This is a genomic window from Kitasatospora phosalacinea, assembly GCF_030268885.1.
Lineage (GTDB): Bacteria > Actinomycetota > Actinomycetes > Streptomycetales > Streptomycetaceae > Kitasatospora > Kitasatospora phosalacinea_C.
Genome location: NZ_BSSA01000025.1, coordinates 13,523 through 38,872 on the forward strand (window position 1 = coordinate 13,523; position 25,350 = coordinate 38,872).

Genomic DNA, 25,350 nt, shown 5'->3' on the forward strand with positions numbered 1-25,350 from the left:
CGGGCCCCGGCGGGGGGCCGGACGGCCCCTCCGTCCCGGGCCGACCGGTGCCCGGCCCGTGCGGCGGGGAGCGCCGCCGGGCTCAGCCCTCCCGGGCGAGGAGCATGCTGCCGGTGGTCGCGCCGCCGTCGACGACGAACTCCGACCCGGTCGAGTAGGTGGCCTCGGCGGCGACGAACAGCACCATCGCGGCGACCTCCTCGGGCCGGCCGTAGCGCGGGATCGGCTGGTCGGCGGTCAGCGACTCGTCCATGCCCTCGGTCATCGGCGTGCGGATCGGCCCGGGGTGCACGGAGCACACCCGCACGCCGTCGGCGGCCATCTCCAGCGCGGCGGTCTTGGTCAGGCCGCGCAGGCCCCACTTGCTGGCCGTGTACGCGCCGAGGTTCGCGTAGCCCATCAGCCCGGCCGTCGAGGAGACGTTCACCACGGCCCCGCCGCCCGCCCGTCGCAGCGACGGCGCCACCGCGCGCAACCCCAGCCAGGCGCCGAACAGGTTGACGTCCAGCACGCGGCGGAACGCCTCCGGTGCCTGCTCCCCGATCGGGCCGACGTCCAGCACCCCCGCGTTGTTCACCAGCACCGACACCGGACCGAAGGCCTCCTCGGCACCCGCCACGGCGGTGGCCCACTCCTCCTCGCGCGTCACGTCCAGGCGTTCGAACCGGGCGGCGGTGCCGAGCCCGGTCGCCAGCTCCGCGCCGTCCCGGTCGAGGACGTCCGCGACGGTGACCGTCGCGCCCTGCTCGACGAACAGCCGGGCGACGGCGGCCCCGATGCCCCGGGCCCCGCCCGTCACGATGGTGTTCCTTCCCGTCAGCCGTCCCATCACGACGGCCCTCCTTCCGGTGTGCGCAGCAGCACGCCCACCCCGTCGGCGAGCGGCAGTTCGACGCGGGGGACGACGACCAGTTCGGCGCCGCCGCCGACCATCGCGCGCACGAGCGCGGCCCCCGTCTCCTCCGACCAGCCGGAGACGACTCCGTGCGCGGCCAGCTCGCGCTGCGTGAGGGCGATCTGCCGGGGCGTCACCCCGACGTGCAGCGGCAGGTGCGGGTCGAACAGCTCGTTGACGAGGACGGCGGCGACGCGCCCGTCCCGCAGCGCCGCGACGGTCGCGGCCAGGCCCTCGGCCGCGCCGTTCCGGCGGGCGCGCGAGGTGAGGAAGCGCCTCACCACCGCCCGGTCCGCCTCGGCCAGGCGCCCGCCGAGCAGGTAGTCGAGTTCGTCCTCCAGCAGGGTGCGTTCGTCCCGCGGGCTCCAGTCGTTGCCGCGGTGGATCCGGGCGGTGCGCCCGCGCAGCCGCGGGGGCAGTTCCCGGGCGATCGTGTCGCGGGCCCACCGGTCGCCGGACAGGACGATGACCTCGGCCCCGGTGCGGTCGGACAGTTCGGTCAGGTGCCGGGCCACCGTCGTGGCGGCCCGCCCCCGCTCGTCGGCCGGGACGCGCCGCCGCCTGCTGTTCCCGTCCGCGACCCGGGTGGCGGGCCAGCGGCCCGCCTGCCACGTGACCTCCATCCCGCGCCCGCCCGCACCGGTGTGCCGCACCGCTGCCGCCAGGTACGGGATGTCCGGCGCGCGTTGCAGGGCGAGCGGCATCACGTCGGGCAGCATGGTGAAGCGGGCGCTGTCCCGTCGCGGCGGCCGGGGCAGGGCCGCGGTCAGGGCCAGCCGCCCGTGCGCGGCGAAGACGGCGCGGCCCTGGTCGCCGGACGGGTCGAGGTCACCTCCGACCGCGCGGGACACCGCCCCGATGGTGGCGGGGTCGGCGCCCTGGGCGGCGAGGTCGGCCCGCAGGCGGGAGCGGCGCCGTTCGACGGCGCGGTCGGGGTCGTCGAGGTCGCGGGAGGTGTCGAGGTAGGCACACGCGTATGGACCCTGCCGGGCGTACAGCGGGCCCAGGAAACCCAGTTTCACGGCTGCTCCTCGGAGTTCGGCGTCGGGGGCGCGGAGTCGTCCGGAGGCCACCGGTAGCCGCCCAGGAGGGTGTCGTCCCAGGTGAAGGCGAGCGACTGCCGGACCTCGACGACGCCGTCCAGCGAGCGGCACATGGTCTCGACGAGCGGAACGAGGCTGCGGCGCTCGACCGTGCCGGTGAGCGTCACCACCCCGTCCCGGACGGCGACCCGCACCGCGTGGGCGGGCAGCCACAGGGAACCGAGCAGGACGTCGTCGACGATCTCCCGGCGGATCTCCTCGTCGTCGCGCAGCATCGGGCGCAGCAGGTCGGAGCGGCTGACGACGCCGGTCAGCCGACCGTCGCCGTCGACCACGGGCAGGTGCTTGAGCCGCCCGTGGTGCATGACCCGGGCGGTCTCGACCAGGCCCCAGTCGGGGCGGGCGGTGACGACGGGGCTGCTCATCAGCTGCTGGGCGGACCCGGTGCCGGCCCGCGCACGTCCGCCGCGGCGGGCGTGGAGCCCCGCCTCCTCGCGGACCAGGTCGGCCTCGGAGACGATGCCGACGGGCCGGTGCTGCTCGTCGACCACCGGGACGGCGCCGACGCGGTGGTGCAGCAGCAGTTCGGTGATCTCCTGGAACGTCGTGTCACGGTGCGCGGTGACCACGTCGCGGGTCATCACTTCGCGTACGGTGCGCGGTTGCACGGCGGGCTCCGGCTCAGCCGTGCAGGGCGGGTTCGTTCGCGGCGGCGTCGGCCGTGCCCGAGCCGATCAGCCGGCGGCCGAGGTCGACCAGGGCGCGGCCGGCGGCGTACTCGTCGCCGATCTCGGGCACCTGCGGGTCGTGCGGGTTGCGGCGGGACTCGGCGCGGCTCTCCAGCCGGTTGTCCCCCGTGTCGAGGACCGCGTGCACCTTGGTGGTGTCGCCCTCCTCGAACAGGTCCAGCCGGAGCGTCCACCGCTTGGTGCGCGGCTGCCGCGGGGTGGTGTTCTCGTCCATGGTCCGGGACCTCGGTCTCCGGCGGATCCGTGCGGGACCGGACCCGGCGGCCTCCGTCGTGCCCGCCGGGCGGGTCGGTTCTGCCCACCAGTCTCGTCCTGCCGAGGAGCGCCGCACCGGGGCCGATCGGCCCCGGTGCGTGGTCCGGGGGACCCCGTCGGTCGCCGCGGTCAGTCGGTCCGCACGACGACCACCGGGCAGCGCGCGTGGTGGACGCAGTGCTGGCTGACCGAGCCGAGCAGCGTTCCGGCGAACCCGCCGCGGCCGCGGTTGCCGACCACGAGCAGCTCCGCGCCGTCGGCGGCGGCCAGCAGCGCGGTCGCCGGGTGGTCCTGGACGACGCGCTGCCGGATCTCCACGCCCCCGTGCCGGGTCGCCACCGCCTCCACCGCCTCGGCCAGCGCCTGCCCGGCGGCGGCGGCGAAGTCGAACGACTGCAGCACCGGGGCGGGCCACCCGTAACCCGCCGGGTACTGCCAGGCGGTCACCGCGTCCACCGCGGCCCCGGTCAGTTCGGCCTGCCGCACCGCCCAGGCCAGTGCCGCCCGGGAGGAGGGCGATCCGTCCACGCCCGCCACGATCCGCGCCGGTCCTTCGTTCTCCGTGCCCATGCCGTCCTCCGGTTCTCGTGCCCCCGCACCACCATCCGCACCCCACCCGCGCCGGTCCACCGGAGGCGGTCCGGCGGGCGAGCGGGAGGAGGGCGTGCCGACCGGCGCGGGCCGCGGCGGGCGGGGCGGCGTCGGCGCGAGGGGACCGGTGGCTCCGGGGCCACCCGGCCCAGGGGAACGGGCCCGACCGGGTGGGAGGACGGACCGCTTGGCCCCGGGGGCGGACGGCGGGACGGCGGGAGCATGGAGGCGGCGCCCCGCTGGAGAGGGCGGCCGTGACACGCGTCCGGATCGCGGGGCGCTCGCCCCCGCCGGACCTGCGGACGCCGTGCCGACCGCGGGACGGGCGGCGGTCCGGCAGGGCGCCGGGCGGGTGGGGCGAGCGGAGGAGGCACCGATGGACGCGCCGATCGTGGTCGGTTTCGACGGCACGGACGAGAGCGCGGCGGCCGCCCTGTGGGCCGCCCGCGAAGCGGAACGGCGCGGCCTGCCGCTGGAACTCCTCCAGGCCTGGCCGTGGCGCGGCCCCCACGTCCTCGGCACCCCGGACGCCCAGCGGTGGGCGCGGCAGCGCCTGGCCAGACAAGAGGTCGAACTGCGGGCCGGGCGCTCGGGCGTCGAGGTGTCCGCCGTCCACGTCCCCGAGGACCCGGTATGGGCCCTGGAGACGGCGGGTCGCACCGCCGCGATGCTGGTGCTCGGGTCCCGGGCGCTGGGAGCGGTGCGCGGGTTCGTGCCCGGGTCGGTGGGCCTCGCCGTCGCGGGGCGCGCGGCGTGCCCGACCGTCGTGGTCCGCACCGCCGACCCGGCGGGCGGCGGGACGGCCGTCGACGGGCCGGGGCCGGTCGTCCTCGCCGCCGACCTGCGCCCCGGGGCCGCCCCGGCCGTCGACTTCGCCCTGGAGTGCGCGGCGCTGCGCTCCGCCCGGCTGCACGCGGTCCGGGCCTGGGAGCCGCCGACCGGCGCGGAGTACCTCGGCCCGGTCGAACTCGCGGAACTGGAGATCACGGAGCGGCGGCGGCTCACCGAGGCCCTGGAGCCGGGGTGCCGGCTCCACCCCGGCGTCCGGGTGACGGCGGAGACCGTCAGCGGACCGAGGACCCGGGCCGTCGTCGAGGCCGCTGACGGGGCGCAGCTCCTGGTGATCGGGCGGCGCTCCCGCCGGCTCCCGGTGGGTCCGCACCTCGGAGCCGTCGCCCACGCCGCGCTGCACCACGCGCACTGCCCGGTCGCCGTCGTCCCCTGCGACTGACGGGGGACGGGCCGACCGCGACCGGCTCCCGGCTCCTCGGTCCGGCGGTTCGGGCGCGGGCCCGGTGACGCCTCCTGAACGCGTGCGAGGGCCGGGACGTCGAGGGAGCCGCTCCCACCGAATTCGAATGCTGCGCGCGGGCCCGCGCCCGCCCGTTCCGGCTCCGTGCCGGCCGCATCTCCCGGCGGAGATTTCCGGGTGGTCGCGGTGGGCCGTCGTGCCACCGACATGCCTGGTGGAGTAGCGTGTCGCCCGCGTCGAGGGCACCGGGGGAGCGGGGCGGAAAAGCGAGGTTCCCGGGAGGCGGCGGTGAAATACCCGTCGCGGAACGCATCGGCCTGCTAGAGTCGTCCGTAGTTGCAGTAGTGGTTCCCATGAAATTTGTGTGCGCCTGCTGGTGTGTCGCAGGCGCATTTTGTTTTCCGGTTCTCTTCCGGATGGGTCATCATCGCGGCACTCGGAGTCCGCACGGTGCGGACTCCGGACAGCCCCTTGAAGGAGATTCGTTTATGACTAATGGCACTGTGAAGTGGTTCAACGCGGAAAAGGGCTTCGGCTTCATCGAGCAGGAGGGCGGCGGTCCGGACGTGTTCGCCCACTACTCGAACATCAACGCCAACGGCTTCCGCGAACTGCTCGAGGGCCAGAAGGTCGAGTTCGACGTCACGCAGGGCCCGAAGGGCCCGCAGGCCGAGAACATCCGCCCGCTCTAGTTTTCCTGCCACGGCACCCCGCCCGGCAGCGAGGGGCCCGCACCGCGTACACGCTCGGTGCGGGCCCCTCGGTCTTGTGCCACGACGCACACCCCGGCCGGTTCAGGCCCCCCTGGTTCCGCCACCGGCGGCCATCCCCGCCCGTTGCACTTCCGGCCCGTTCCTCGTGGTCTCCGCCCGGCGCCCCGCGCTGCGGAGCCTTCCCCGTGACGTGCCGCGCCGAGGAAGGTTTCCCGCATGAACCGCTCCAGTCGCTCCTCCTACCGGAGCACCGACCCCCGCCCCGCCGCAGGCTCCCGCTCCGGCCGCCGCACCCGTCAGGGACCCCCCGTGCAGGGCGAGTTCGCGCTGCCGGTGGGCACCACTCCGGCGCTGCCGGCCGTCGAGTCCTTCGGCGAGCTGGACATGCCGAAGGCGCTGCTGGCGACGCTGACCCGCCAGGGCGTCACCACGCCGTTCCCGATCCAGGCCGCGACGCTGCCGAACGCGCTGGCCGGCCGCGACGTGCTGGGGCGGGGGCGCACCGGCTCCGGCAAGACGCTCGCGTTCGGCCTCGCCGTGCTGGCGCGCACCGCGGGCCGGAAGGCCGAGCCCGGCCGACCGCTGGCACTGGTCCTGGTCCCCACCCGCGAGCTGGCCCAACAGGTCACCGAGGCGCTCACCCCCTACGCCCACGCGGTGCGCCTGCGCCTGGCCACGGTGGTCGGCGGGGTGTCGATCGGGCGCCAGGCCCAGACGCTCGGCCGCGGCGCCGAGGTCGTGGTCGCCACTCCCGGGCGGTTGGCGGACCTGGTGCAGCGCGGCGACTGCCGACTGGACTCGGTCGCCGTCACCGTCCTCGACGAGGCCGACCAGATGTCCGACGTGGGCTTCCTCCCGCAGGTCGTCCAGCTCCTCGACCAGGTCGCCGAGGGCGGCCAGAGGATGCTGTTCTCCGCCACCCTGGACCGCAACGTCGACCGCCTGGTCCGCCGCTTCCTGACGGACCCGGTCACGCACTCGGTGGACCCGTCCGCGGGCGCGGTCAGCACCATGGAGCACCACGTGCTGCACGTGCAGAGCTCCGACAAGGCCGCCACGATCGCGCACATCGCCTCCCGCGAGGGCGGCGTGATCATGTTCACCGACACCAAGCACGGTGCCGACCGCCTGGTGCGGAGCCTGCTCGCCGACGGCGTGAAGGCCGCCGCCCTGCACGGCGGCAAGTCCCAGCCGCAGCGCACCCGCACCCTGGAGCAGTTCCGCACCGGCCAGGTCACCGCGCTGGTCGCCACCAACGTCGCCGCCCGCGGCATCCACGTCGACGGCCTCGACCTGGTCGTCAACCTCGACCCGCCCGCCGACCACAAGGACTACCTGCACCGCGGCGGCCGCACCGCCCGGGCCGGTGAGTCCGGCACCGTCGTCACCCTGGTCCTGCCCGAGCAGCGGCGGGGGGCGGCCCGCATGATGGCCACCGCCGCCATCACCCCCGTCACCACCCGCGTCAGCGCCGGGGACGAGGAACTCGCCCGCATCACGGGCGCCCGCGTCCCCACCGGCGTGCCCGTCGCGATCCCCGACCTGGTCGTCGAACGCCCGCGCCGCAGCACCTCCACGAGCCGCAACCGGCGCCGTCGAGCCCTGCGTGCGGGCACTGCACGGGGCCTCGCGGACTCCCGCGGCACGGCACCCGGGCGCACCGCCCTCGCCGGCTAGCCGGCGAGGAGACCCGCAGGCCCGGACCGCGACACGGCCTGCCCGCCGCTGGTCCGGGCCCCGGCTTCCACGAACCACGGCCCCACCGCACGATCCGCGAGTCGGTGCTGGCCCGCGCCGGCAGACGCCGTCAGCCCGCCCCACCCGTGCCCGGAGCGCCGCCACCACCGGCGGCAACGACCCGAAGGACCACGCCCGTGACCATCAGCCTCGAACGCCCCGCGACCGCCACCACGGTCGGCGACCTCATGAAACACCCGGAACTGCAGATCAGCGACGACGTCACCGCCGACACCGCGATGGACATCCTGCACAGCTCCGGCGCGGACCACGTCCTGGTCCGCGCCGACGACGGCCGCTGCGCCGGGCTGCTGACCCGTCTCCACCTCGCACCGTTCCAGGCCCGCTCCTGGTACACCGAACGCACTCCCGTCCGTGACATCGCCCTCGACCGCGCCCCGTTCGCCACCGCCGACATGCCGGCCGCCGACGCCCTCGCCGCCATGCGCGCCCGCGGACTGGACACGTGGCCGGTGGTGGACCACGACGGCCACGCCATCGGCCTCCTCGACTTCTAGCGGGCGCATCTGGTCGTGATCAAGGGGTGGGCTCGTTGAGGCCTTCGATCCCGGTCATCGCGCCGCCAAGCCGGAGGCCGGCCAGGTGGCCCTCGGGCTTCTCGTCGTGGCGTGCGGCGATGCCTCGCCGGGCCCTCGGTCCGTTGATCAGGCGTTCGACGGTGCCGCGGTTCCTGCAGAGCTCGCGTCAGGCTTCCGGGGTCCCGGGTGCGGCCGGTGGCGGGAGGTGGCGCAGGGCGGCGGTGAGACCGGGGTGGACGGTGAACCAGTCGGCGAGCCCGGTGACGGCCAGGCGCTGGCTCAGGGAGGGGAGAGGGGGCCGATCAGTTCGGCGCCGTGCCGGTGGGCGTCGATCAGCAGGGCGAGGAACTCCTGGCTGCCGTGGTGGAGGGCGGCGAGGTCGACGAGCACGGGCAGGCCGGAGGCGGCGGCGCGGGCGAAGTCGGCGTCGAGGCCGTCGGCGGTGTTGTCGGCCGCGCCGCGCAGCAGCAGGACGTAGGCGCGGTCGAAGACGGCGTGCAGGACCAGCAGGTCCTGCTCGTCGTGGGGTTCCGGCGCACCGTGCGGGTGCGCGCTGTTCACGTCGTCGTACCGCGCCGTCCCGGGCCGGGGTTCAGACGGTCGTACGGTCGTCGAACGCGTCGGCTGCGCGGGCGGGAGGGTCGGCCGGGGCTCCGGGGCCGGTGCGGCGGCGCGGCTGGGCCACTGCCTCGGTGGCGTCGACGGCGCTGTGCACGATCGCCCCCTTCCTGGGGGCCGTGAGTCCGACGGGGTCGGTGCCCGCGCAGGGCGGGGCACCGACGGCGAAGGCGGACGTCGGGTGCCCGTGTGGGGGGGCGATTCCCGAGACCGGTGGACCGCCGCCGGGACGGGCTGCGGTCCACCTCTTGTCCGGTCATCCTCCCATGCTCCGGCCGCCCCGTACACAGGCCCCGGCACAGGAGTCGCCAGTGACTGGGGAGGCCGGTGAGCGCCGCGACACACCCACCTGAACACCGAGACCCACCCGCCGCAGCCACCGGGCCGCGTTCAGAGCAAGTTGACAGGTGCGCCTGCCAGGACGGCGCGCGTTCGGTCCGCGGTCGGCGCGGACCTCCCCGGACCGGAAGGAGCCCCGGTGAGCACGGTCAACGGGCTGCCCGCGCACGTCCTGCCGGTGCACGTCGTCCTGGTGCTCGCCCCCTTGACGGCGCTCGCCCTGGTCGTCCGCGCTCTCCGGCCCGCGGCCGCCCGGCGTCTCGGGGTGCTGCTCCCGGCGCTCGCCCCGGTCCCGCCGGCGTCCGTCCCACTGACCACGGACGCGGGGGAGTGGCTGGAGCGCCACGTCGAGAGCGGGCCGCTGGTGCGCCGCCACGCCGAACTCGGCGACGGCCTGACGCCCTGGGCGTTCGGACTGCTGGTCCTCGCCGCCCTGCTGCGGTGGACGGCACGCCGCGCGGCCACCGGGCAGCAGTCGCGCCTGACGGCGCTCCCGGCCCGGACCGTGGTGGCGGTGCTGTGCGTGGTGGTGGGCGCGGGCGCGGTCGTCGACGTCTACCAGATCGGCGACTCCGGGGCGAAGGCCGCCTGGCAGCACGGTTTCAGCAGCACCCCGGTGGGCCAGGACGACGCGCACTGACACCGCCGCCCCCGCGGTGCCCGTCGCCGTGGAAGCGGTGCCGGCGCCGTCACGCAGGACCCGTGGACGGTGCGGTCCCGCCCGGCAGGCTGAGCACCTCCGTCGGGGCCGGGGCGCGAACAGCGGGCGGCGGCCCACCGTCCGGGCCCCGGGCCGAGGGGCCGCCCGGCAGGGCCGGGTTCACGCCGACGGGCGGGCGCGACGCAGGACCGCTCCCGGACGGGCGCCGGTGAGTTCGCCGTCGAGGAGCACCGGTTCGCCCGCGACCAGCACGTGGGCGACGCCCGCCGCGTACCGCAGGGGGTGCTCGTAGGTGGCGCGGTCGGTGACGGTGCGGGGGTCGAAGGCCATCAGGTCGGCCACCCGGCCGACCGCCACCCTGCCGCGGTCGGCCAGGCCGATCCGGTCGGCGGGCAGCCCGGTCATCCGGTGGACCGCCTGCGGCAGCGTCAGCGGCCCCTCGCCGCGGGCCGCCGCGCCGAGGACCCGGGCGAAGGTGCCGAAGTGCCGGGGGTGAGGGTGGCCCCCGCAGGAGGCGTCGAGCTCCCAGCCGTCACTGGCCACCGCGGTGTGCGGACCGGCCAGCACCGCCGCGACGTCCGCCTCCGCCATCGCGTGGTTGACGATCAGCACCTCGCCGTGTCCCGCGAGCACCCGCAGGGCGGCCTCCGCGCCGCCGACGCCCTCCGCCAGTGCCACCTCGCGCAGTGTCGCACCGGTGTACCGGTCGTACGGCCCCGGAGCCATCGCCGCCAGCACGGTGCCCTCCGGGAGGAAGGTCCGGCCCTCCTTCACCGCCAACTCCCGTCCGATGCGCTCCCGTTGGACCGGATCGGCGAGCCGGGCCAGCAGCTCCGGGGTGCCGCCGTCCAGCGCCCAGCCGGGCAGCCGCGAGCTCAGCCGGGTCGAGGAGGCCGCGTACGGGTAGACGTCGGTCGCCACGTCCACGCCCGCCGCGCGGGCCGCGTCGATCAGCGCCAGCGCCTCGTGGACCTTGCCGTGGTTGGCGGGGCCCATCGCCTTCAGGTGGGAGACCTGCAGCCGCACGCCGGTCGCCCGGGCGGTGTCCAGCGCTTCGGTGAGGGCCGGCAGCAGCGCGTCGCCCTCGTCGCGCAGGTGCGTGCTGTACAGCAGCCCGTGCCGGTGCGCCTCGGCGGCCAGCGCCCGGACCTCGGCCGCGTCCGCGAACGAGCCCGGCGCGTAGATCAGGCCGGTGGAGAACCCGAAGGCGCCCTGCCGGGCGGCCCGGCCCAGCAGCTCGCACATCGCGGCCAGCTCGTCCGCCGAGGCCCGGCGCAGCGCGCTGCCGAGCACCGCCGCGCGGAGCGTCCCGTGGCCGACCTGGGCGGCCAGGTTGACCGCCGGGCGGGCGGCGGTGACCGCGGCGGCGAACGCGTCCAGGTCGACCGGCGGCGGGGCGTCCGGGCCCGGGCCGGGCAGGACGCCCGGGCCCGCCGCCGGGTCGACCGGGAACGGGGACATCCCGCAGTTGCCCGTCACCACGGTGGTCACCCCCTGCCGCAGGCAGCCCTCCGCCTGCGGGGCGCCGGCCAGGGTCAGGTCGGCGTGCGAGTGGAGGTCGACCAGCCCGGGCGCCAGCACCAGCCCGCGGGCGTCCACCTCCCGCCGGGCCCGCCCCACCAGGTCGCCGACCCCGGCGATCCGGCCGGAGCGGACGGCGACGTCGGCGCGGACGGCCGGCGCCCCGGTGCCGTCGAGCACCTCGGCGCCGCGGACGACCAGGTCGTAGGGGAGGGGGCTGGGGTCGTGCCGGGACATGGCGATCGGGCTCTCTCGGGAGTCGGGGCGGGGGAGGGGACGGCGTGCGGCCGGTCAGGTCAGTACGGTGAGCAGGAGGAAGTAGACCGCGGCGGCCGGCAGGAGCACGGACCAGCCGAGGAGCACCAGCACGCGCAGGCGGCGCGCTCCGGCGAAGCCGTGGGCGGCCAGCATGTTGGGATTGGGGAACGGGCCGTAGGTGTCGGCCTTGGAGCCCCACAGGTAGGTGACCGTCCAGGCGGCCGGGCTCAGGCCCAGGGAGTCGCCGAGCGGCCCGAACACCTTGTGCAGCAGCACCACGTGCGCGGCGGTGGCGCCCGGTACGGCCAGCCAGCCGAGCAGCGCGACCACCACGGCGAAGCCCAGCGGCGGGAGCTGGGCCGCGTGACCGCCGAAACGCTCCATCAGCACGTCGTACGGGCGCAGGAGTTCCACGGCGCGGAAGAACGCGGCCAGGGCGAGGAAGAGGACCAGGGTCGGCAGGCCCCGGCGGGCGCCGACGGCGAACCGGCGCGCCGCCGCCCCCGGCCGCAGTCCGCCGCCGAGCGCCGTGGCCGCGGCCATCAGCGGGAGCGCCGCCAGCGGGAACAGCGCCCCGGTGCGGGTGACGGCGGCGCCGACCACGCAGACCCCGAGCGCCGTGGCGAACGCGGTCGCGGCCCACCGCTCGCGCCCGCCCCCCGGAGAGGACGCGGGGGCGGACGGTGCCGGTGCGGCGTGCGCGGAGGACGCGGGGGCGGGCGGCACCGGGTAGTGCTCGTCGGGGCGGCGGTCGGTCCGGCGCTGGATCAGCGGCAGGGCGACGCGGGCCACCGCCAGGGAGACCGCGGTGAGCGGCAGGGCGCCGACCAGGAGGTAGCCGCCGTAGCTCGTCCCGGCGGCGTCCAGGACGGCGACGTTGGAGCCGGCGAACGGCGCCAGGGCGAGACCGGAGCAGCCGCCGAGGAACATGGCCGCGGCGGTGGTGGACCGGGTCAGGCCGGCCCGCGCGGCGACCGGGACGACCAGGGGCGCGGCCACCGCGAGGGCGCCGGCCAGGGTGCCGAGGGCGAAGACCAGGACCAGGCAGGTGCCCCAGACGGCGAGGGGGAGCACCCGGGGACCGCGCCCGGCCAGCGGGCGCAGCACCGCGCCGACCAGGGCCCCGGCTGCCCCCGTCGCGGCGAGCACCTCGCCGAGCGCCGTGCCGAGCAGGGCGACCAGGCCGATGAGGGCGACCTGGTCGGCGAGGCTGTGCAGGCCGAGGGAGAGCAGTTCGCCCGGCGTCGGACGGGCCATCAGCAGGGCGGCCACCAGGGCGGCCCCGGTCGCCCGGGCCATGGGCGTGCCGGCCAGCGCCAGCACCGCGTACAGCACGATCGGCAGCAGGCCCCATACCGTCGGCGGGCGCACGGCGAGACCCGCGGCTCCTGCGGCGAGCGCCCCGACGACGGCCGCCGCGGTGGTCCAGCGGCGCGCCGGGGCGCCGTGGGAAGCGGTCGGCGGCGCCGCCTCCGGCCGCCCCGGGACGACGGCGCTCACCGGGCCGCGCCCCCGTCCCGCACGTCGCGGCCGAGACCGACCAGGGCGTCGGCGTGCGCCCCGCCCGCCTCGGCGACGATCTCCGCCAGGGTCTGCTCGCGGCGCACCTCGGCGAACCGCACCCGGCCGTCCACGACGGTGGTGAAAGCGTGCACGGCCGGCCGCGGGACGCTGTTGTAGGCCCAGGGAGCGGAGGTGTAGTAGCCGCCGGTGTCCGGCAGCACCACCAGGTCCGCCGCTTCGATCCGCGGCAGCAGCCGCTCGCGCGCCACCAGGTCGCCCGCGAAGCAGAGCGGGCCCGCGACGTCGTGCACCACCGGCTCGGCGGTGCTCGGCGTGCCGTCCGGGCGTAGCACCTCCACCCGCAGCGGCCAGGAGTCGGGCATCAGGACCGTGCGGGTGGCGAGGTGCCCGCCCGCGTGGGTCAGGGCGACGCGGCGGCCGCCGACCTCCTTGGCGTACTCGACGCGGGCCGCCGTGAAGCCGTTCTTCGCCACCACCGAGCGGCCGAACTCGGTCACCAGCGCGTACGACCCGTCGAACAGGCCGGGGACGGCGGCGCGCAGGCCACGGGCGTAGCCGGCGAAGTCCGGGGACACCTCGTCGCTGCCGAAGTCGACGGGCAGACCGCCGCCGAGGTCGATGCTGGTGACCTGCCGCCGTCCGGCCCGGGCGTTGACCTCCTCCGCCAGCTCCCACGCCGCGCGCACGCCCGCCGCCATCAGGTCCGGCGGGCAGCCCTGCGACCCCACGTGCACGTGCAGGCGGGTCAGCCACGGGTGACGGTCGAACGCCGCCAGCACCCGTTCCCGGGCCCCCGGGTCCCGCAGCGGCGCACCGAACTTGGAGTGCGCGGAGGCCGTGCTCATCGCCCCGATCGTGCCCGCGCCGACCTGCGGATTGACCCGCAGTCCCAGGACCGAGGAGGTCGTCCGGGCGGCCCGCAGCGCGGCGATCCGGTCCAGCTCCGCCAGGTTGTCGGCGTTGACGGCGACACCCAGCTCCAGCGCCCGGGACAGCTCCCCGCCGGTCTTCGCCGGGGAGTCCAGCACGATCCGGTCGGCCGGCACCCCGGCCGCCAGCGCCAGTGCCAACTCGCCCGGGCTGGCCACCTCGCAGCCCATCCCCGCGTCCGCGACCAGCCGCAGCACCGGCACCAGCGCGCACGCCTTCACCGCGAAGGCGTGCAGCACCGGCGCGTCCCCGCCGAAGGCCGCCCGCAACGAGGCCACCGTGCGCCGCACGCCGTCCACGTCCAGGAAGCCCGCCGCCACCCGCCGCTCGCCGACCAGTCCGGCCGCCACCGCCGCCCGCACCACCTCGGCGCGCCGTTCCACACCCGTCGCCTGCACCGCCCACCCGCCTCTCGCTCGTCCTGTCCGACCAGCATCGGCAGGTCGGACCCCGGAGCGGACCCGCCGCCCGATACCGTCACGATGGAGCCCCACCGGCGCCTCATCCGCAGGAGCCGTGCGGCAGACTGGCGGAATGCCGCCCGAATCCGTCGACGAACTCGACCTGGAACTGCTCAACGCGCTCCAGATCACCCCCCGCGCCCCGTGGTCCCGGCTCGGCCGCGCCCTCGGCGTCGACCCCGCCACCGCGGCCCGCCGCTGGGAACGCCTGCGCACCCACGGCCTCGCCTGGACCACCTGCGCGCTCGGACCGGCCTACCACCACGCGTTCTGCCTCGCCTACGTCCGGCTGCGCCCGCTCCCCGGCGCGCTCGACACCCTCCTCGCCCACCTCACCGCCCGCCCCGAGGTGCTGTACCTCCACCAGCTCACCGGCCGCTGGCCGTTGCTCGCCGTGGTCGCCGCCCGCTCGCCCGAGGACCTCGCCGCCGTCCTGGCCACCGCCGTCGAGCACGCTCCCGGCCTCGCCCGCCACCGGGCGGACCTGCGCACCGCGGGCCACGGCGAACCCACCCGGTGGCGGTTGCGCGCCCTCGGACCCGCCCAGCGCCAGGCCCTCCAGCCACCGGCCGGCCCCGCCGCCGACCCGGCCCCGCCGCGACCCCATCCGCTCGACGAGCCGCTGTACGCCCTGCTCCGCGAGGACGGCCGCACGCCCCTCGCCGAACTCGCCGCCCGCACCGGCGCTAGCGAACCCACCGTCCGGCGCCGCCTCGGTCTGCTCACCGCCACCGACGCGTTGCGGGTGCGCTGCGAGGTCGCCCAGTCCGTCACCGGCTGGCCGGTCACCGCCGTGCTGCGTTGCAGCGTGCCCGCCGCCGAACTCGACCGCACCGCACGCGCCTTGGCCGTTCTCCCCGACGTCCGCCTCAGCTGCGCGCTCACCGGCCGGGCCAATCTGCTGCTGATGCTCTGGCTGCGCTCTCTGGACCAACTCCCTTCGCAGGAAGCGATTTTGGCGTCACGCCACCCCGAAGTGCGGATCGAGGAGCGCGAGGTGTGCCTGCGCACCGTCAAACAGCTCGGCAGGCTGCTCGGGCCGGGCGGCCGTGCCGTCGGCCACGCGGACGCGGGCCCCGCCGTGCCGTGACCGGTGGGTGCACCGCCCGGCGCGGGACGCCGGACCGTTGTGAGAAGGGTTGACTGTGCATGCGCAAGTGATGCAGGCTGCGGCCGTCGCCCTTGAGGCGTCCCGCCTGCACGGGGGAGCGTCTCCGCGTGATTGTTAGCGCTAACATGCCTGGCGGTCATCGGCCCCCACCCCTGGCCGGCCTTCGCGCACCGGGCGGCGTCCACCCGCGCGCAACACCGAGGTTCCGTCCCCGCTCGAACGGACCGTTTCAACCGACCCGCGGACGACCCGCAGGTCGGAGCCCTGAACTCCTGTCCACCCACAGTGAAGGAAGAGCCCGTGAAACGCAGTTCCCTGTTCACCCGTGCGTTGGCCCCGGTGGTGGTCGCCCTGGCGGCGTTCGGCACGGCGCTGAGCACCGGCCCCGGTGCGGCCGCCGCTCCGGGCACGGCTGCCGCGCAGGTCACCGCCACCGCGGCCAGCAGCGGCTGCGGCAAGGCGCCGCTGACGAGCGGCGCCCGCACGATCACCAGCAGCGGCCAGACCCGCAGCTACATCCTGCGGGTCCCCGCCAACTACGACCCGAACCGCGCCTACCGGTTGGTCTTCGGGTTCCACTGGCGGGGCGGCACCGCCAACGACGTCGACTCGGGCGGCACCGACGGGTACAACTGGTCCTACTACGGCCTGCGGCGGCTGGCGGACGCCGACAACAACGGCACCGTCTTCGTCGCGCCGCAGGGCTTCGACAACGGCTGGGCCAACACCAACGGCCAGGACGTCACCTTCGTCGACGACCTGACCGGGCAGCTCGAAGCCGGCCTGTGCATCGACACGACGCGGCTGTTCGCCGCCGGTTTCAGCTACGGCGGCGGGATGAGCTACGCGCTCGCCTGCAGCCGGGCGACGGTCTTCCGCGCGGTCGCGGTCTACGCCGGGGCGAACCTCAGCGGGTGCAACGGCGGTACGCAGCCGATCGCCTACATGGGGCTGCACGGCCTCCGCGACGACGTCCTGCCGATCTCCCTGGGCAGGGGACTGCGCGACCAGTTCGTCAGGAACAACGGCTGCACCCCGCAGACCCCGCCCGAGCCGGCCCCCGGCAGCCTGACGCACGTCGTCACCGCCTACTCCGGGTGCAAGGCCGGCTACCCGGTCGTCTGGGCCGCGTTCGACGGGGCGGGCCACGACCCCGGCCCGATCGACGGGTGCACCTGCGACGGCTGGCGCACCTGGACGTCCGGTGAGGTCTGGAAGTTCTTCGGCCAGTTCGGCTCCGGCACCTCCACTCCGCCGAGCACCGGCCAGGAGATCGTGGGCCAGGCCTCGGGCCGTTGCCTCGACGTCCCGGGCTCCGCCACGAGCAACGGCACCCAGACCCAACTGTGGGACTGCCACGGCGGCACCAACCAGCGGTGGACCTACACGGCGAACAAGCAGCTGGTGGTCTACGGCAACAAGTGCCTGGACGCCTCGGGCCAGGGGACCGGCAACGGCACCGCCGTCGTGATCTGGGACTGCAACGGGCAGAGCAACCAGCAGTGGAACGTCAACGCCAACGGCACCGTCACCGGAGTGCAGTCGGGCCTGTGCCTGGACGCCGCCGGCACGGGCACGGCGAACGGGACGAAGGTCCAGCTGTGGGCCTGCTCGGGCGCGGGCAACCAGCAGTGGAGCCTGCGCAACTGACCGGCCCCGAACCGCCCCGCCCCGCCCCGTCCCCGGCGTCGAGCCGGGGGCGGGGCTCCGCCAACTTTTACCAACTTCCTTCACTGTATTGGATTTTGACCTTTCGTTACGCCCCGCCCCTTCACGCCGTCCGTCGCGATCCGGGAGGCTTCGGCTGATTCTCGGCCGAGGCGCCCGGACCGGGTGCCCGGCCCTCCTGGGAGGAACCCGCACCGTGCCCGACAGGCAACGACGCAGACTGCTCGTGTGTGCCGTCATGCTGACCACACTCGGTCTGACCACCAGCCAGGCGCTCGCCGCCCCCACGCCCGGCGCGAAGCCGTGGCAGGTCCGCCACCTGACCGAGACCGGCCACCGGCACGCCGAGCGGATCGCGTCCGGTCCGACCGCCGCCGCCGCCGAGGGCGGCGGCGAGGACGAGGGCGACGAGGCGGAGAACTCCGCCGAGGCGACCGAGCAGTTCACCGAGGCGCGCACGGCGCCCGGCGTGGTCGCCCCCGGTGCGTACGGCGCCGCCTGGGCGCAGCTGCAGTCGATGCCGCACACCGGCGGCAGCTGGGACCACGTCACCGGCCTGCGGTACGACTCGGACGACCCGCGCTACCGCGACGTCGACTCGAACTCCAGCGGCGGCTCCGGCCTGGTGACCGGCCGGATCACCGGCATCGCGGCGGACGACGACGGCTACGTGTACGCGGGCGGCGCCAACGGCGGCGTCTTCCGCTCGTCCACCGGCGGCGGCCACTGGCGGGCCGTCTCCGACCAGCTGCCCTCGCTGTCCACCGGCGCGCTGAGCCTCGACGGCTCGGGCCGGCTCTGGTACGCCACCGGCGAGTCGAACACCGGTGCCACCTCGTACGTCGGCACCGGCGTCTACGTGCTGGCCGACCCGCGGAACGGCGAGTTCCGGCCCGGCGACCGGATCGGCGGGCCGGAGCTGGAGTCCACCACCATCCACGCCCTGCGCTTCGCGGGCGACCGGGTGTGGGCCGCCACCAGCCGCGGCGTGTGGAGCCACTCCACCACGGACCTGTCCGGCCCGTGGACGCTGGAGTTCGCCCCGAACCCCGGCTACCTGCCCGGCGGCGCCGACGCCAAGGCGCCCAACGCCCCGTACAAGAACATCGCCAACGACATCGCCGTCGACCCGAAGGACCCCTCCAAGGTCGTGGTCGCGGTCGGCTGGCGCGGTGGTGACACCTACAACGGCTTCTACAGCCGTGCGGCGGACGGCAGTTGGCAGCGGGTGACCTCGCTCGGCGAGATGCCGGCCGGCGCCGGTGACGTCGGGAACGTCACCTTCGCCCGCTCGAAGGACGGCTCGCGCTACTACGCGGTCCAGCAGTCGCCGACCAGGACGGCCACCGACCCGGACAGCGGCCTGCAGGGCGTGTACGTCTCCAAGTCCGGCTCCCCGTTCGGCCCGTGGACGTCGATCGCCGACACGGACAAGCTGATGGCCTCCGGCTCCGCGCTCCAGGACGAGGGCTACCGGCCCGGCATCCAGTCCTGGTACAACCAGTTCCTCCAGGTCGACCCGAACGACGCCGACCACGTCTACCTCGGTCTGGAGGAGGTCTTCGAGACCGAGGACGGCGGCGCCCACTGGACCACCCCCGGCCCGTACTGGAACTTCGGCTTCGCCTGCTGGTCCATCGACCCGGCCCGGCAGACCGGCGACTGCTCGCCCACCACCCACTCCGACCAGCACGCGGTGGCCGTCGGCAGCCGCGGCGGCAAGCCGTACGTCCTCGTCGGCAACGACGGCGGCATCTACAGCCGCCCGCTCAACGGCACGCTGGACGCCTACGGCCACGCCAAGGACTGGAAGTCCCTCAACGACGGCACCATCGACACCCTGCAGTACTACTCGGTGGGCGTCGGCAAGGACCCGGCCGACCCCTCCGGCCGGGGCGTCGTGGTCAGCGGCGGCCTGCAGGACAACGGGCAGTCCGTGCTGCGCTCCCACGACAGGGTGATGGGCTCGAACTTCGGCGGCGACGGCGCCGACACCATCGTCGACCCGGACAACGGCTGCAACATCGCCGAGGAGTACGTCTACCTCGCGGTCCAGATCACCCGGAACTGCGCCGTCAACGACGGCTCCTGGATCGACGACCCCGCCAAGGCCACCAGCTACTCGGTCGCCCCGCCCGACAACGAGACCGGCGCCGCCCGCTTCATCGCGCCGATCACCACCGACCAGAAGGACGCCAGGAGCTGGGTCGCCGGCGGGCAGCACGTCTGGGTGCAGCACAAGGGCTTCGCCATCCGCAGCGGCGAGGAGTGGACCTCCGCCTACGACCTCGGCGCCGGTCACGTCGCCACCGCCCTCGCCTCCTCCGGCGGCCGGGTGTACGCGGGCTGGTGCGGCCCGTGCAACAACAGCGGCTTCACCCGGGGCATCGCGGTGGGCAACGCCGACGGCACCGGCTGGCACCAGCTCGACCTCCCCGTCGGCGGCGCCCTCCCCAACCGCTACGTGTCCTCGCTCGCGGTCGACCCGGCCGACGCGCAGCACGTGTTCGTCGCCTTCAGCGGCTTCTCCCGGGCCTGGACCGAGGGCCCCGGCGCGGGCGTCGGCCACGTCTTCGAGAGCCGGGACGGCGGCACCACCTGGGTCGACGTCTCCGTCAACCTGCCGGACGTCCCGGCCGACTCGCTGCGGCTGCTGCCGGACGGCGGCCTCGCGCTCGGGACCGACCTCGCCGCCTTCCACCGCGCGCCGGGGGAGAAGGACTGGAAGGTGCTCGGCAGCAACCTGCCCACCACCACGGTGATGCAGCTGAGGTCCGGCCCCGACGGGAAGCTCTACGCCGCCACCCACGGCCGCGGCATCTGGTCCGTCGACCCGCGCCGCCTCGACGCCCGGGGCTGACGGAGTCCGCTGCCACGGAGCGCAGGTGCCCGGTCCGCCCGACGAGCGGACCGGGCACCTGCGGTGGGGCGGGTGGCTCAGTGGTCGGCGGCGCCGCGGGTGGCCAGCTGGTGGAGCAGGTCGACGGTCTCCCGCGCGTGCGAGGCGAAGGCGCCGTGGTCGCTGGGCCAGGTGAGCGCGCGGGTCGCGCGGGCGGCGAACCGGCGTTGCAGCTCGGGGTGCACGGCCCGGTCCTCGGTGCAGACGACGTAGGTGCTGGGGCGCCGGCGCCAGGCGGCGGCGGTCGTCGGCTGGTGGCCGGGGGCCATCGTCTGGGGGACGAGCCGGGCGGTGTGGTGGGCGCGCTCCCCTGCGTCGAGCCGGCCGTGGAAGAGCTCTCCCGCGACCTGCGGGTCGATCGTCGTGGTGCCGGCCGGGTCACCGACCATGCCGGACGCCAGGGCGGTGGGCGGCGCACCGGCGAGCAGGCCGAGGACGGTCTCGCCGCGGTCGGGCATCATCGCGGCGAGGTACACGAGGTGGTCGACCTTGTGCGGCGGGAGGCCGGTGATGACGGCGCCCCCGTAGGAGTGGCCGCACGCGACGACCGGGCCGTCACCGCCCAGTCCGTCCAGGGCGGCTTCGGCCGCGGCCGTGTCGGCGGCCAGCGACCCGCGGTGCAGTTCGGCGACGGCCACGGCCACCCCGCGCGCCCGCAGTCCGGCCGCGACGCCGTCCCAGGCGCGGCCGGTGTGCCAGGCGCCGTGCACCAGCAGCACCCCTCGGGGCGGGACGGAGGGCGGGGAAACGGTCACGAGGGGCTCCCGGGGTTCGGGCGGTGCGCCGACTGCGCAGCCGCTCGACCACAAGAGCCGCTGGAGCGGGAAAAGGATTCAGCCCGCGCGGGGGGACGAGGTCGGCGAGGTCACTGCATGACCTCGAGGTGCGGGTGGTCGAAGGAGGCGGGGCAGACGTAGATCTGCATGTCGTAGCCCCGGCCGATCTCCACCATGGGCGGGTTGGAGGGGCGGCGCAGGCCGGTGCGCTCCGGAGGGACGCGGTCCTCGAGGGGGATCCAGCTGCCGCTCCCGCCGTCCCACTCCCCGCTGCTGACGGTCAGCAGGGGCCGGTACGCGGTGCCGCAGCTCGGGCAGGGCATGGGCCACGGGTCGCGGAAGCTCCACGGACCCCAGCCGCCGACCTTCCAGCCGGGGGCGACCGAGAGCTCGTACTGGTAGGAGGCGCCGCCGTGGCCCTGCTCCTGCTCCTCTCCCCAGTCGTGGAGGCGGTCGGCGAGTTCCTCCGGGAGTTCGTGCGGCGCGGGGTGCTCCGTGACGACCTCGGGGTGCAGGACGCAGGGTTCGGGAACGTAGTGGCCGTAGTGCTCGACGTCGGCGGGCTCCGGCGGGTCGGTGAGCAACGCGCCGACGTCCGCGGCGTTCCGCCAGACCAGGCGGGCCGCGGGGAGCACTTCGCCGTCGTGGTGGAGGGGGCACCAGAGCACCTGCAGGAGGTCGGCCCCCTCCGGGCCCGTCAGCCCGGGGACGTCGCGGAAGTAGAGCTGGGCGACCGGCAGCAGGGCGTTCGGCCCGGTGTGGGGCGGGTGCCCGGCCTTGAGCCCGTCGAGGTGGGCACGCTGCTCGGGGGTGAGGAGGTTCTCGCCCGGCTCGCGGTGGCGGAGCCAGGCGGCTTCGAGTAGCGCCCGCCCGCGGCGGACGTCGTCGAGGGAGACCGGCGGCTCCCAGTGGTGGTGCTCCTGCGGGCAGGTCGGCCACTCCTCGTCGGCGGGCCACAGCAGCGGCCCGCCGACGGAGCTGTCGTGGACGGACGGCAGGCCCGCGCGGGGGTGGAGGCGGACGGCCTGCCGGGCCAGCGGCGCCAACTCCGGGAACAGGGAAGCGATGTCCACGGGGCGGGGCGGGGTGGTTCTCGGCATCGTGCTCCTCCGGCGGCCGACTGCGGGTTTCCGGCGGACCCTACTCGCGGGTGGTGACAGCCCCGGAGGTCCGCTTGCTCCGGGCTCCCTCCGGCGGCGTCAACTCCCTTGCCTGTAGCGGAAGCCGGCCGCCGTGCGGTGGCGCGCGGGGCTCCGGCGGGTGCGGTCCTTCCGCAGATTCCCGGTGCAAGGGGGTTGACCCCCGGTCAGGTCGTACCCAAAGGTGGCTCCGAAACATAAAGGTAACGTTTCGAAATTTTCGAAACCTCGGCCGTCGGGAGAGCCGTCATGAACCGACCAGCACCGCAGTTCACCACCGGGCGCCGGGCCGCCCTCGGCATGGGGCTGGGGCTCGGCCTCGCCGCCACCCCGCTCGGCGGGGCCCTCGGCCTGAGCGCCGAGGCCTGGGCCGCCGCCTCCTCCTCCGGCAGCAGCGACGGCAACCCGGAGGGCGGCGACGGCAGCGGCCCGCGGACCACCGATCCGGGCGGCTGGATCTCCTTCACCCCGCGCCCGGGCAGCCTCCCGCTGGTCGAGGACGGCCGCGCCGCCCCGCTCGTGGTCAGCGGCGCGGACCACCCCGGCGTGGTGCGCGTGGTCGGCGACCTGGCGGCCGACCTGGAACGCGTCACCGGCGTCCGCCCCGCGGTGGTGCGCGACAGCGTCCCGGCCGGCCGCACCGCGGTGATCGTCGGCACGATCGGCCGCAGCCCGCTGGTCGACCAGCTGGTGGCCGCCGGACGGCTCGACGTGAGCGGCGTCGCCGGCCGCTGGGAGACCTCGCTGCAGGCGGTCGTCGAGCACCCGCTGCCGGGGGTCGACCGCGCCCTGGTGATCGCGGGCAGCGACCAGCGCGGCACGATCTACGGCGCGTACGACGCCTCCCGCGGCATGGGCGTCTCGCCCTGGTACTGGTGGGACGACGTCCCCCCGCAGCACCGCGACGCGGTGTACGCGCTGCCGGGCCGGCACAGCCAGGGCACGCCCGCGGTGAAGTACCGCGGCGTGTTCATCAACGACGAGAACCCGGCGCTCGGCACCTGGGCGCCCGCGTTCTTCGGCCCCGGCAAGGCGCCCGGCTTCCCCGGCGGCTTCAACGCCGACTTCTACGCCAAGGTCTTCGAGGTGATGCTGCGGCTGCGCGCCAACTACCTGTGGCCCGCCGTCTGGGGCCGCGCCTTCGCCGAGGACGACCCGCTCAACCACGCCACCGCCACCGCGTACGGCATCGTCATGGGCACCTCGCACGAGGCCCCGATGATGCGCGGCATCGAGGAGTGGAACCGGCACGCCACGCCCGCCGTCCGCGACGCCGCGGGCAACGTCACCACCCCCGGGCGCGACCCGTACGGCGGCACCGGCGAGTGGTCGTTCCGCCGCAACGCCGAAGCGGTGAAGGCGTACTGGCGGGACGGCGTGCGGCGGATGGTCGAGCAGGGCATCGAGGGCGTGGTCACCCTCGGGATGCGCGGCAACGGCGACGTCAGCCTGCCCGACGGCGACGGGATCGAGCTGATGACGGAGATCATCGCCGCCCAGCGGAGCATCCTCGCCGAGGTCACCGGCCGCGACCCGGCCACGATCCCGCAGGTCTGGACGCTCTACAAGGAGGTCCAGCGCTACTGGGACCGCGGCCTGCGGGTGCCGGACGACGTCACGGTGGTGCTCACCGACGACAACTGGGGCAACGTCCGCAAGCTGCCCGCCCCGGCCGAGGGCGCCCGCGGCGGCGGGTACGGCCTCTACTACCACTTCGACTACGTCGGCGTGGGCCGCAACTACAAGTGGGTCGACACCACCTGCCTGCCCAACCTCTGGGAGCAGCTCCACCAGTCGTACGCCTACGGCAACCGCACGCTCTGGGTCGCCAACGTCGGCGACCTGAAGGGCAACGAGCTGCCCACCCAGTTCTTCCTCGACTACGCCTGGCAGCCGGAGAGTTGGCCGCTGGAGCGGCTCACCGACTGGGAGGCCGAGTACGCCCGGCAGAACTTCGGCCCGGCCCAGGCCCGGCAGATCGCCGAACTCCTGTCCAGCTACGGCCAGTTGCAGTCGATCCGCAAGCCCGAGCTGCTCAACCGCAGGATCACCGTCGACCCGGCGAAGGACCCGGCCACCGACCCGTCCGCCATCCGCTACGACGACCGGGCCACCCCCTTCTCCCTCACCGACTACCGGGAGCTGGAGACGGTCACCGCCCGCTGGCAGGAGCTGGCCGCGGACGCCGAACGGATCGGCCGCCGCCTGCCCGCCGCCGTCCAGGACGCCTGGTACGAACTCGTCGGCTACGAGGTCGCCGCCACCGCCAACCTGTACGCGCTGCGCTCCGCGCAGTTCACCAACCTGCACTACGCGCCGCAGGGCCGGGCCCTGACCAACGACCTCGCCACCGCGGCCGAGGCCCGGCTCGCCGACGACTTCGCGCTCGCCGAACGCTTCAACACCCGCGTCGCGGGCGGCAAGTGGAACGGCTTCCAGACCCAGCCGCACATCGACTACGGCGACGTCGACCGCTACGGCCCCAACGCGCCCTGGCAGCAGCCGGAACGCGACAACGTCGCCATCCCCGACGTGCTGTTCCCCGCCGTCGCCCGGATCGAGCTGCCCGACACCGCCGAGCTGGGCGTCGCCGTCGACGGCTCCGACGCCTGGTGGCCCCACGAGCAGACCCCCGCCGTGCTGCCGGAGTTCAGCCCCTACCAGAGCCAACCCGCGCAGTACGTCGAGGTGTTCAACCGCGGCAGGCGGCCCTTCGACTACCGGGTCACCACCGGGGCGCCCTGGCTCACCGCCGACCGGCCGACCGGGCGGATCGACAAGCAGCAGCGGGTGGTCCTCACCGTCGACTGGGCCCGCGCCCCGTACGGCACCACCGAGGTGCCCGTCACCGTCACCGGGCCGGACGGCGCGAGCGTGGTCGTCAAGGCCGTGGTCAACCGTCCGAAACTTTCGAAGAGCATCCGGGTCGGGCACGTCGAGGCCAACGGCTACGTCGCGATCGACGCCGAGCACCACACCCGGGCCGTCTCCGCGGGCGGCGTCTCCTGGCAGACCGTCCCCGGCATCGGCCGCACCACCGCGGGCGTGACCCCGGTGCCCGTCACTGCGCCCCGGCAGGTGCCCGGCGGGTCCGGGCCGCGCCTGGAGTACCAGGTGACCCTGTTCACCACCGGCCCGGTCACCGTCTGGGCCTACCTCTCCCCGCGCAACGACGCCCTCGCCACCGGCGGCCCGGCCTACGCGGTCTCCTTCGACGACCAGCCCCCGCAGACCGTCGAGACGACGGCCCGCAGCGGCGCCGACTCCGGCACCATGAACGTCCAGTGGGCCTACGGCACCTCCGACAACGTCCGCCGCAGCGCCACCGTGCACACCCTCACCACCCCCGGCCGGCACCGCCTCACCTTCTGGATGGTCGACCCCACCGTCGTCCTCCAGCGCCTGGTGATCGACACCGGCGGCCTGCGCCCGAGCCTGCTCGGCCCGCCGGAGAGCCACCGCCTCGGCTGACGCCCGCCGGGGAGCACCGGCCCGGCCGCGGGGGTCGCCGGTCCGGCCGCGGGGACGCCGTCCGGCCGTTCCCCGCAGCCGGGCCGGCGGATTGCGTCGACCCGGGGAACTGGCGCACGACGTTCCGATAGGGTTTTCCCCGTGGTGGTCTGACGTGGCGTCAGGCGTTCGCCGGACCTTGGGTTCCTGGGGGTGCACGG

Annotated in this window: 21 protein-coding genes; 9 read left to right on the forward strand and 12 right to left on the reverse strand. The window is 75.5% G+C overall.

Annotated features, from left to right (window positions below):
* Positions 1 to 82: 82 nt before the first annotated feature.
* The 5 genes from QSK52_RS28510 to QSK52_RS28530 form a co-directional block, all read right to left on the reverse strand.
* Complete coding sequence (locus QSK52_RS28510) at positions 83 to 829, reverse strand: SDR family oxidoreductase (RefSeq protein WP_285739063.1); 747 nt, start codon at positions 827 to 829, stop codon at positions 83 to 85.
* Positions 829 to 1,917 carry a hypothetical protein gene (locus tag QSK52_RS28515; RefSeq protein ID WP_285739064.1) on the reverse strand — a complete coding sequence of 363 codons (1,089 nt, stop codon included), beginning with the start codon at positions 1,915 to 1,917 and terminating at the stop codon, positions 829 to 831. Before QSK52_RS28515 ends, QSK52_RS28510 begins: the two co-directional genes overlap by 1 nt.
* Positions 1,914 to 2,579: a CBS domain-containing protein gene (locus QSK52_RS28520; protein WP_352230320.1), complete on the reverse strand. Its 666-nt coding sequence runs from the start codon at positions 2,577 to 2,579 to the stop codon at positions 1,914 to 1,916. The genes QSK52_RS28515 and QSK52_RS28520 overlap by 4 nt, the downstream gene beginning before the upstream one ends.
* 40 nt (positions 2,580 to 2,619) lie before the next feature.
* Positions 2,620 to 2,901: a dsRBD fold-containing protein gene (locus QSK52_RS28525; protein WP_285739066.1), complete on the reverse strand. Its 282-nt coding sequence runs from the start codon at positions 2,899 to 2,901 to the stop codon at positions 2,620 to 2,622.
* A gap of 170 nt (positions 2,902 to 3,071) precedes the next feature.
* Positions 3,072 to 3,512 (reverse strand): universal stress protein, encoded by a 441-nt coding sequence (locus QSK52_RS28530; RefSeq protein WP_285739067.1) that lies wholly within the window; start codon positions 3,510 to 3,512, stop codon positions 3,072 to 3,074.
* 397 nt (positions 3,513 to 3,909) lie between these two features.
* On the opposite strand from QSK52_RS28530, the gene QSK52_RS28535 reads away from it, so the two are divergent.
* The 4 genes from QSK52_RS28535 to QSK52_RS28550 all read left to right on the forward strand — a co-directional run bounded on the left by QSK52_RS28535 (position 3,910) and on the right by QSK52_RS28550 (position 7,753).
* On the forward strand, positions 3,910 to 4,764 hold the full coding sequence (locus tag QSK52_RS28535) for a universal stress protein (RefSeq protein WP_285739068.1): 855 nt from the start codon (positions 3,910 to 3,912) through the stop codon (positions 4,762 to 4,764).
* Positions 4,765 to 5,273: 509 nt separating this feature from the next.
* Positions 5,274 to 5,477, forward strand: a complete 204-nt coding sequence (locus QSK52_RS28540) for a cold-shock protein (protein ID WP_285739069.1) — start codon at positions 5,274 to 5,276, stop codon at positions 5,475 to 5,477.
* 237 nt (positions 5,478 to 5,714) lie between these two features.
* The gene (locus QSK52_RS28545; protein ID WP_285739070.1) at positions 5,715 to 7,175 is read left to right on the forward strand and encodes a DEAD/DEAH box helicase; all 1,461 of its coding nucleotides are present in this window, start codon (positions 5,715 to 5,717) and stop codon (positions 7,173 to 7,175) included.
* A 197-nt stretch (positions 7,176 to 7,372) separates the two neighbouring features.
* Entirely contained in the window at positions 7,373 to 7,753 is a 381-nt protein-coding gene (locus QSK52_RS28550; RefSeq protein ID WP_285739071.1) for a CBS domain-containing protein, read from the forward strand.
* Positions 7,754 to 8,053: 300 nt separating this feature from the next.
* Here QSK52_RS28550 and QSK52_RS28555 read toward each other — a convergent pair whose 3' ends face one another.
* Complete coding sequence (locus QSK52_RS28555; RefSeq protein ID WP_285739072.1) at positions 8,054 to 8,335, reverse strand: hypothetical protein; 282 nt, start codon at positions 8,333 to 8,335, stop codon at positions 8,054 to 8,056.
* A 31-nt stretch (positions 8,336 to 8,366) separates the two neighbouring features.
* Positions 8,367 to 8,489: a hypothetical protein gene (locus QSK52_RS28560; RefSeq protein WP_285739073.1), complete on the reverse strand. Its 123-nt coding sequence runs from the start codon at positions 8,487 to 8,489 to the stop codon at positions 8,367 to 8,369.
* A 381-nt stretch (positions 8,490 to 8,870) separates the two neighbouring features.
* On the opposite strand from QSK52_RS28560, the gene QSK52_RS28565 reads away from it, so the two are divergent.
* Positions 8,871 to 9,371 (forward strand): DUF2231 domain-containing protein, encoded by a 501-nt coding sequence (locus QSK52_RS28565; RefSeq protein WP_285739074.1) that lies wholly within the window; start codon positions 8,871 to 8,873, stop codon positions 9,369 to 9,371.
* Between the two features lie 180 nt (positions 9,372 to 9,551).
* Here QSK52_RS28565 and QSK52_RS28570 read toward each other — a convergent pair whose 3' ends face one another.
* From QSK52_RS28570 to QSK52_RS28580, 3 genes are read right to left on the reverse strand one after another with little or no spacing between them, the layout of a single operon-like run.
* Positions 9,552 to 11,150, reverse strand: coding sequence for an N-acyl-D-amino-acid deacylase family protein (locus QSK52_RS28570; protein WP_285739075.1), 1,599 nt, complete (start codon positions 11,148 to 11,150; stop codon positions 9,552 to 9,554).
* A gap of 54 nt (positions 11,151 to 11,204) precedes the next feature.
* Complete coding sequence (locus tag QSK52_RS28575) at positions 11,205 to 12,671, reverse strand: Na+/H+ antiporter NhaC family protein (RefSeq protein ID WP_285739076.1); 1,467 nt, start codon at positions 12,669 to 12,671, stop codon at positions 11,205 to 11,207.
* Entirely contained in the window at positions 12,668 to 14,023 is a 1,356-nt protein-coding gene (locus QSK52_RS28580) for a diaminopimelate decarboxylase (protein ID WP_285739077.1), read from the reverse strand. The genes QSK52_RS28575 and QSK52_RS28580 overlap by 4 nt, the downstream gene beginning before the upstream one ends.
* A gap of 136 nt (positions 14,024 to 14,159) precedes the next feature.
* On the opposite strand from QSK52_RS28580, the gene QSK52_RS28585 reads away from it, so the two are divergent.
* The 3 genes from QSK52_RS28585 (at position 14,160) to QSK52_RS28595 (ending at position 19,725) form a co-directional block, all read left to right on the forward strand.
* A complete protein-coding gene (locus QSK52_RS28585) occupies positions 14,160 to 15,176 on the forward strand; it encodes an Lrp/AsnC family transcriptional regulator (RefSeq protein WP_285739078.1) in 1,017 nt (338 codons plus the stop codon).
* Positions 15,177 to 15,497: 321 nt separating this feature from the next.
* On the forward strand, positions 15,498 to 16,847 hold the full coding sequence (locus QSK52_RS28590; protein ID WP_435053396.1) for a ricin-type beta-trefoil lectin domain protein: 1,350 nt from the start codon (positions 15,498 to 15,500) through the stop codon (positions 16,845 to 16,847).
* Between the two features lie 256 nt (positions 16,848 to 17,103).
* Positions 17,104 to 19,725, forward strand: a complete 2,622-nt coding sequence (locus tag QSK52_RS28595) for a glycosyl hydrolase (protein WP_285739079.1) — start codon at positions 17,104 to 17,106, stop codon at positions 19,723 to 19,725.
* Positions 19,726 to 19,802: 77 nt separating this feature from the next.
* On the opposite strand, the gene QSK52_RS28600 is transcribed toward QSK52_RS28595, so the two are convergent.
* Positions 19,803 to 20,519, reverse strand: a complete 717-nt coding sequence (locus tag QSK52_RS28600; RefSeq protein WP_285739080.1) for an alpha/beta hydrolase — start codon at positions 20,517 to 20,519, stop codon at positions 19,803 to 19,805.
* A 110-nt stretch (positions 20,520 to 20,629) separates the two neighbouring features.
* Positions 20,630 to 21,640, reverse strand: a complete 1,011-nt coding sequence (locus QSK52_RS28605; RefSeq protein WP_285739081.1) for a hypothetical protein — start codon at positions 21,638 to 21,640, stop codon at positions 20,630 to 20,632.
* A gap of 288 nt (positions 21,641 to 21,928) precedes the next feature.
* Here QSK52_RS28605 and QSK52_RS28610 point away from each other — a divergent pair, with 288 nt between their 5' ends.
* Entirely contained in the window at positions 21,929 to 25,150 is a 3,222-nt protein-coding gene (locus QSK52_RS28610) for a glycosyl hydrolase 115 family protein (protein ID WP_285739082.1), read from the forward strand.
* Positions 25,151 to 25,350 lie beyond the last annotated feature (200 nt).

What these genes read in the sequence shown, in the direction of transcription:
- QSK52_RS28520 (WP_352230320.1), bottom strand. Translation starts at nt 2,579, where the DNA reads ATGACCCGCGACGTGGTCACCGCGCACCGTGACACGACGTTCCAGGAG.
- QSK52_RS28525 (WP_285739066.1), bottom strand. Translation starts at nt 2,901, where the DNA reads ATGGACGAGAACACCACCCCGCGGCAGCCGCGCACCAAGCGGTGGACG.
- QSK52_RS28595 (WP_285739079.1), top strand. Translation starts at nt 17,104, where the DNA reads ATGCTGACCACACTCGGTCTGACCACCAGCCAGGCGCTCGCCGCCCCC.
- QSK52_RS28605 (WP_285739081.1), bottom strand. Translation starts at nt 21,640, where the DNA reads ATGCCGAGAACCACCCCGCCCCGCCCCGTGGACATCGCTTCCCTGTTC.
- QSK52_RS28540 (WP_285739069.1), top strand. Translation starts at nt 5,274, where the DNA reads ATGACTAATGGCACTGTGAAGTGGTTCAACGCGGAAAAGGGCTTCGGC.
- QSK52_RS28510 (WP_285739063.1), bottom strand. Translation starts at nt 829, where the DNA reads ATGGGACGGCTGACGGGAAGGAACACCATCGTGACGGGCGGGGCCCGG.
- QSK52_RS28610 (WP_285739082.1), top strand. Translation starts at nt 21,929, where the DNA reads ATGAACCGACCAGCACCGCAGTTCACCACCGGGCGCCGGGCCGCCCTC.
- QSK52_RS28545 (WP_285739070.1), top strand. Translation starts at nt 5,715, where the DNA reads ATGAACCGCTCCAGTCGCTCCTCCTACCGGAGCACCGACCCCCGCCCC.
- QSK52_RS28570 (WP_285739075.1), bottom strand. Translation starts at nt 11,150, where the DNA reads ATGTCCCGGCACGACCCCAGCCCCCTCCCCTACGACCTGGTCGTCCGC.
- QSK52_RS28530 (WP_285739067.1), bottom strand. Translation starts at nt 3,512, where the DNA reads ATGGGCACGGAGAACGAAGGACCGGCGCGGATCGTGGCGGGCGTGGAC.
- QSK52_RS28585 (WP_285739078.1), top strand. Translation starts at nt 14,160, where the DNA reads ATGCCGCCCGAATCCGTCGACGAACTCGACCTGGAACTGCTCAACGCG.
- QSK52_RS28535 (WP_285739068.1), top strand. Translation starts at nt 3,910, where the DNA reads ATGGACGCGCCGATCGTGGTCGGTTTCGACGGCACGGACGAGAGCGCG.